Annotated in this window: 8 protein-coding genes; 5 read left to right on the top strand and 3 right to left on the bottom strand. The window is 60.0% G+C overall.

Going from position 1 to position 5,876, the window contains the following annotated elements:
• The 3 genes from J4F42_09420 to J4F42_09410 all read left to right on the top strand — a co-directional run.
• On the top strand, window positions 1-775 hold a 775-nt coding region (locus J4F42_09420; protein ID MCE2485717.1), incomplete at its 5' end, for an SDR family oxidoreductase.
• The gene (locus tag J4F42_09415; protein ID MCE2485716.1) at window positions 776-1,507 is read left to right on the top strand and encodes an SDR family oxidoreductase; all 732 of its coding nucleotides are present in this window, start codon (window positions 776-778) and stop codon (window positions 1,505-1,507) included. It begins immediately after the preceding gene.
• Between the two features lie 107 nt (window positions 1,508-1,614).
• On the top strand, window positions 1,615-1,899 hold the full coding sequence (locus tag J4F42_09410) for a hypothetical protein (protein ID MCE2485715.1): 285 nt from the start codon (window positions 1,615-1,617) through the stop codon (window positions 1,897-1,899).
• A 191-nt stretch (window positions 1,900-2,090) separates the two neighbouring features.
• Here the strand turns inward: J4F42_09410 and J4F42_09405 are convergent, their stop codons facing one another.
• Together J4F42_09405 and J4F42_09400 are read right to left on the bottom strand one after the other, a co-directional pair.
• Window positions 2,091-2,744 carry a hypothetical protein gene (locus J4F42_09405; GenBank protein MCE2485714.1) on the bottom strand — a complete coding sequence of 218 codons (654 nt, stop codon included), beginning with the start codon at window positions 2,742-2,744 and terminating at the stop codon, window positions 2,091-2,093.
• A 144-nt stretch (window positions 2,745-2,888) separates the two neighbouring features.
• Entirely contained in the window at window positions 2,889-4,304 is a 1,416-nt protein-coding gene (locus J4F42_09400; protein ID MCE2485713.1) for a hypothetical protein, read from the bottom strand.
• A 375-nt stretch (window positions 4,305-4,679) separates the two neighbouring features.
• Between J4F42_09400 and J4F42_09395 the strand changes: the two genes are divergently transcribed.
• Window positions 4,680-4,916 (top strand): DUF433 domain-containing protein, encoded by a 237-nt coding sequence (locus J4F42_09395; protein ID MCE2485712.1) that lies wholly within the window; start codon window positions 4,680-4,682, stop codon window positions 4,914-4,916.
• Between the two features lie 29 nt (window positions 4,917-4,945).
• Here the strand turns inward: J4F42_09395 and J4F42_09390 are convergent, their stop codons facing one another.
• Window positions 4,946-5,407, bottom strand: a complete 462-nt coding sequence (locus J4F42_09390) for a GNAT family N-acetyltransferase (GenBank protein MCE2485711.1) — start codon at window positions 5,405-5,407, stop codon at window positions 4,946-4,948.
• Between the two features lie 198 nt (window positions 5,408-5,605).
• Between J4F42_09390 and J4F42_09385 the strand changes: the two genes are divergently transcribed.
• Window positions 5,606-5,876, top strand: a 271-nt coding sequence (locus J4F42_09385) for a hypothetical protein (protein ID MCE2485710.1), incomplete at its 3' end; no start/stop codon positions are given.

The raw sequence follows: 5,876 nt of genomic DNA, 5'->3' as shown, positions 1-5,876 counted from the left end.
CCATGCTAAAAGCAACAAAATGTCCGCCACAGCACATACCGGGACAGCACAGCCCTCTCTTTCCGGCCAGGTCGCCCTGATCACGGGCGCGGGCCGGGGCATAGGTCGGGCGATTGCACTCCGGCTCGCCCGGGCCGACATCGCCCTCGTGCTGGCCGCCCGGACCGAAAGCCAGCTCGTCGAGACGGCCCGTTTTGCCCGGCAGCTGGGCGTCGAAGCCGTGCCCCTGCCGACCGACCTCACCCGGGACGAGCAGACCGAAGCCCTGGTCGCCACCGCCCTGGAGCGCTTCGGACACCTCGATATTGTGGTCAATAGTGCCGGCGGCGGGCCACCGCGCACGCCGATTGTCAAAGCCCGACCGGCCGACTGGGACGCCACCCTGCGGACCAACCTGTGGGCAACCATGCTGGTTTCAAAGCTGGTGCTGCCGGCCATGCTCGCCCAAGGGCGGGGGACGATCATCAATATCTGCTCACAGGCCGGGCTGGTCGGCCGGGCCGGCGAAGCCGCGTACGCGGCGGCCAAGTTCGGGGTCCGGGGCTTCAGCCAGGCCCTGCTCGAAGAGGTCCGGGAAAAAAGCATCACGGTCTCGACGATCTATCCCGGCTATGTTGACACCACGATGATTCCCCACAACAAACGGCTTCAGCGTCACAAAATGCTCAGCCCCGACGACGTGGCCGAAGCCGTCTACCAGGTCGTGAGTTCACCGGCGCGCTGCTGTCCGGTCGAACTCGTCCTCCAACCCCAGCACGACCCCTTGCAGGCCTGAATGAACATCTCCGGCAAAATCGCCCTTGTCACCGGCGGGGCAAAACGGGTCGGCCAGGCAATCGTCCAGGCCTTGGCCGCCCGGGGCTGCCACCTCGTTGTCCACTATCACCGTTCGCAGCCCCAGGCCCAAGAGACCGTCCGTGCCGTGCAGGCTGCCGGCCATCAGGCCCTCGCTGTGCAGGCCGACATCACCAAGGAAGACCAGGTTGAAGCCATGATTGAGGCGGCCACCGCGCACTTCGGCCGCATTGATATCCTGGTAAACAACGCGGCCCTGTTCTACCGCACCCCGGTTGACACGCTCACGACCGAGGACTGGGAACGGGTCATGGACGTGAACCTGACCGGTACTTTTTTGTGCGCCCACAAGATCGGGCTGCGCATGCGCGAGTGGGGCTGGGGACATATCATCAACATTGCGGATGTGGCCGGAGAGCGCCCCTGGGCCGACTACATTCCCTATTCGGTGTCAAAAGCCTGTGTGTTGACCTTCACCCAGGGCCTGGCCATGGAACTCGCCCCCCAGGTGATGGTCAACGCGGTGATTCCCGGTCCGGTTCTGTTCCAGGACGATACACCCGACAGCGTTCGGCAGCGGGAGATCGCCAAGACCCTGGTCAAGCGGGCGGGCAGCCCGCAAGACGTGGCCCAGGTCGTTGTCTTTGTCGCCGAGTCGGACTACAGCACCGGGGCCAGCTTCCACGTCGATGGAGGCAGGTCGCTGACCTAGGCACGGGGACCCTTCGCTCTGTAAGGAGACTCCTTGCGGCTACGCCTATCGCCGGGTAGCGCGCTACAGCGCTCAAGCGATCCGCAATGCGAGAAGAAGAGAGAGACATGACCGAGTACGAAACAGCCGCACTGGCGATCTCACAGGCTCAGGTGTGGGTGGCGCTGGGACAGGTCGCTATCAGCGGAATCGGCCTCGGAGCGATCTTGTGGGGGTTGGCCCAGATGCAGCGAGCGGGCCAGCGCCGCGATCGGGAAATTGATGTCATGGCCGAGACACTGCGGGAGAGTACCCGACGGCAAGCCGAAACATCGGCCCAGATCGGTCAGGCGCTCGAACGCCAAGGCCAAGCGCTCGCCGAATTGTTGCGCCGCAGCGCGCCGCCTGCCTGAGCGTCCTCCAGCTAGGTGCAAGACCCTTGTCCCTGTTGCCTTCACAGATATGAATGGATTGAAGAAGAGCACTCCCTGAGCGTATTTATACTCTCCGACAACGAGACCATTTTTGACGCTTTCTCTGACTGGCAGAAGGTCAGGTCATCAAGATAGCTTCCAGCGGTTCTGCGCCAGGACATTACCCTTATTCAATCTATTTCTTTAGCCAGGGCAGCATAGATCTTTTTTTCATCATTAGCAGAAGGAATGTAATACGACGACTTCTGCCCCAAAAATACAAGTGCGCGTTTGACTTCTGCCTCAGAAAGACTAAACGGCGGTATCGTTTTTTCTTCGCCTCGAGAAAATGGAAAGACCATATCTACGAGGAGCCAGAGACGAACCGTGTCCTGAAAGGTGGCTTCGATAGCCGCATCAGAATTCTCCGAGTTGAAATTTTCCAACGCCGCCCTAAGGCGAGAATTTTGTAGCTGATAAGACTTCAAAATCTCAGCAATGGTATCAGCATTGTATTCATCGAGTTGTTCAATGAGGTTTTGTAGATTTGGGATAAGCCGGTCGGGAAGCTTGGGGATATTGAAAGTTTCGGAGCCTGTTCCTTCCGGTCTCATCATTTGGAGTGCTATTACAGCTGCCTCGTAGCAATCTTCGAGATAGTCCATGAAGGTGGCTAAGTCTACGGGCAAAACGGCCCGATATGCCATTTCTCGACGGCGACGGCGCGATTCGGATTCTTGCCGCTGAAAATTTAGCTGCTTCCAAGCAATTATTGCAGCCGCCAACGCCATTAGGCCAGCCACGAGAGTCTGCCATTCTTTAAGGCAGGTTATAAATTCACTCAAGCTGGTTCTCCTGATTCTGAGTTCGAGACGCTGATGCCACCTTCCGCTACTATACTCGAAATTATCAGATGCTAGACCAGAAAGTATCGAGCCAATATCATAGACAGTGAGTCATATTAGGGTTGCAAGGGACCTTCAGTCCCCTCATGTATCCGCAGCATCGACGCGGGCCAATGCTAGGGCGATATCGGCCAACGCCTTGACTCGCTGTTCCTTATCGGTGAGCGTCTGGGCGAGAGCCAACGCCTGCACTCCGTCGCCCATATAGGCTTGAGATTGAGCGATGCTGGCTAGCACCCCGGTTCGGCTTTCTTCGGGAAACGTCTGGGTGAGTGCCTGTAGCTGAGCGATAGTGGCTTGCGCGCCTGCCCGGTCTCCCGCCTGGGCCTGCGCCGGGGCAATATCGTCCAGTACGCGGGCTCGGATTCTCTCGTTGGTGAGCGCCTGGACGTGTATCAGTGCCTGGCTGATGGTTGCTTGCGCGCCCGTACGGTCTCCCGCCTGGGCTTGCGCCCGAGCGACGAAGATCAGCGCCGAGGCTCGGACCCAATCATGGGTGAACGTCTGGGCGAGCGCCAACGCCTGCGCTGTGTCGCCCGCCTTGACCTGTGGCCATAGAAATACGAGGGAGGCTAACGCTTCGCCTCGCCCTTCCCCGTCGGGGAGTGCCTGGGCGATCTCCTGGGTGAGCGCTAGCACTTGGGAAGTGGTCTCTCGTGCCCCTGCATGATTCCCACTCTGGGCTTGCGCCTGAGCGACGAAGCCCAACGCCATGGCTTGGCCTTGCTTGTCGGTGAGCGTCTGGACGAACGCCGACGCCTGGGCGATGGTTGCTTGCGCGCCCGCACGATCCCCAGCCTGGGCTTGCGCTAGGGCGACGATAGCCAGCAGCGTGGCTCGGCCTCCCTCATCGGTGAGCGGTCGGCCTTCCTCGTCGGTGAGCGTCTGGGCAAGCGCCAGCGCCTGGGCGATGGTTGCTTGCGCGCCCGTACGGTCTCCGACTCGGGCTTGCGCTAGGGCGATATCGGGCAGCGCCACAGCACGGTCTGTCTTGTCGAACGTCTGAGCAAGCGCCAACGCCTGGGCGATGGTTGCTCGCGCTTCTACGCGATCCTCGGCTTGAGCTTGCGCTAGGGCGATATCAATTAGTGCCCTGGTTATGTGGACTAGCGCTGAGTCTTGGCCCCATTCGAGCGTCTGAGCGAGATCTAGCGCCTGAGCAATAACACACGCGGATGTCGGCGCTGCCTGGCAGGCCGGACCTCGGGCGTCCTTGACAGCTGCCTCCACGGTAGTCAGCGACACATTGCCAATCTGTTGGCCACTAGTCAGCTTGACCGCCAGCCCCGTGGACGGATATCGGGTGATGATTGTCTGAAGGGTCGTCTCCGCTTGTTCGAGCAGCGAGAGCTTAGCAGGCGCGGCTGGTTCACTCTCAGCAGCTTTAAGGAGAGCGACAGCCTCGACAAACCGCTTGTTCGCCTCCGCTTCCTCATCTACCGGACCACACGCCAGACTAAGAGTAGTGAGGAGAACAGGTAATAGGATATACTTCAGCATCGAACTGTTCCTCATGAAAGCGAACGGCCAATCGCCGGTGGTACCGAGCGAGTCACTGCACATCCAACTGACCCAACATTCGGCTTCCCTTTCGTAGCAGAGGTGAATAGCCTACTTGCTATCCCACTGCCAGCCATCCGGTCCAGACGGCCCGACCGAGCAGGTTGCTCCTCATCATTGCGAGCAGAATTCTCTTGTCAATCATCACCTCACAATTCAGGGCTCTCGCACGGCTACAGCCGTAGCCTTGCGTCGGTCAGTCGACGGGGGCTATCTTGTAGTGCTATGCAGCTGTCTGCCAGATACAGTGGAGGAGCTACTTGAACAGGACGGCAGTACGCTCACCGTCAAGGACAGGAAAGACAGGAACATCTTATGACTGAGTGGCATAAGTATTTGGTCCACAACCCCAAGCTCTGCCATGGGCAGCTGTGTGTGAAAGGGACACGGGTTTTTGTCACGACTATTCTTGACAGTCTGGCCGAAGGAGCGAGCCGCAGCCAGATTCTCCAGAGTTGCCGTACTCTCCAGTCCGTTCATATTGATGCAGCGTTGGCCTACGCCGCAGCGCTGGCCCATGAGGAAAGCCTGCTCCCCCTTCATATCCCATGAAATTCTAGGCGCTCACTCGTCCGACGATGCTAAAGCGTTCGCGTCATGAAGACGCTGTTCGGATCGTCCGAGTAGTCGCCGAACGGCGGGCAGGTCGAGAACCCGTGACGCCGGTACAAGGAACGGGCAGACGCGAACGCCGACATCGAGCCGGTCTCCAGACTGACCCGGCGATAGCCACGCCTGCGTGCCTCATCAAGGAGGTGTAGCAAGATCGCCGCGCCCACCCCCTGGCCGCGGAATGCCGCAGCCGTATGCATTGACTTGACTTCGCCGTGGTTCGGCTCCAGCTCCTTCAGCGCACCGCAGCCGAGAAGCCTGTCACACCGCCACGCCGTCCATACAGTAACGTCCTGCCCTCTCAAGCCCTCCAGGTCGAGCGTATGATCGCTCTCCGGTGGCGATACCGAGGACATGAGGGCGAGGTGCTTTTCCAGCAGGGCGATGATCTCCGCCCCCTGCAAATCGTCTTCTCGTATCGTGAGGTCCATGCTGAGCTTCCGGTGAAATCGGTCTTGCGTGCTGAGGTAGCATTCAGTCTACCGCTCGGGATAGCGGCCTGATCGGCTGAGAGACGACCCAAAAACGCTGGCTCGTAGTACAGCACGCCACCTCACAACGCAAGGCTCTCTCACGGCTCCAGCCACGGCCTTGCGTCGGCCAATCGGCCGGGGCTATGCTGCGGCGCTATGCAGTTGTATACCAAAATCCTGATCGGCATGGTTGTGGGGATTGTCATCGGCCTCACCCTCGGCCCCAACTCTCCCCTGCTCAGCCAGGATTTATACAAAATCTCCGACGCCTCGCAGGTCCACTTTCAGCGTGACCGGGACGCTACGGACTCGGCCGTTGGGCTGCCGAGCGGGGCGGCCGTGCGCTTCATGGCCGCAGAGACGCTGACCGAAACCCGCCTCGACGAGCACGGACAGTCGGTCGAACTCCCGGTCTGGGTCAGGGGCT

It is taken from the genome of Desulfurellaceae bacterium (genome assembly GCA_021296095.1).
In the GTDB taxonomy this organism is placed as follows: domain Bacteria; phylum Desulfobacterota; class Binatia; order Bin18; family Bin18; genus JAAXHF01.
Note: the sequence above shows the minus strand (reverse complement) of the source record. Positions and strands in the feature narration are given on the sequence as shown.

Excerpts from the sequence above, each read along its gene's own strand:
- J4F42_09390 (MCE2485711.1), bottom strand. The coding sequence starts at position 5,407 with ATGGACCTCACGATACGAGAAGACGATTTGCAGGGGGCGGAGATCATC.
- J4F42_09410 (MCE2485715.1), top strand. The coding sequence starts at position 1,615 with ATGACCGAGTACGAAACAGCCGCACTGGCGATCTCACAGGCTCAGGTG.
- J4F42_09400 (MCE2485713.1), bottom strand. The coding sequence starts at position 4,304 with ATGCTGAAGTATATCCTATTACCTGTTCTCCTCACTACTCTTAGTCTG.
- J4F42_09395 (MCE2485712.1), top strand. The coding sequence starts at position 4,680 with ATGACTGAGTGGCATAAGTATTTGGTCCACAACCCCAAGCTCTGCCAT.
- J4F42_09415 (MCE2485716.1), top strand. The coding sequence starts at position 776 with ATGAACATCTCCGGCAAAATCGCCCTTGTCACCGGCGGGGCAAAACGG.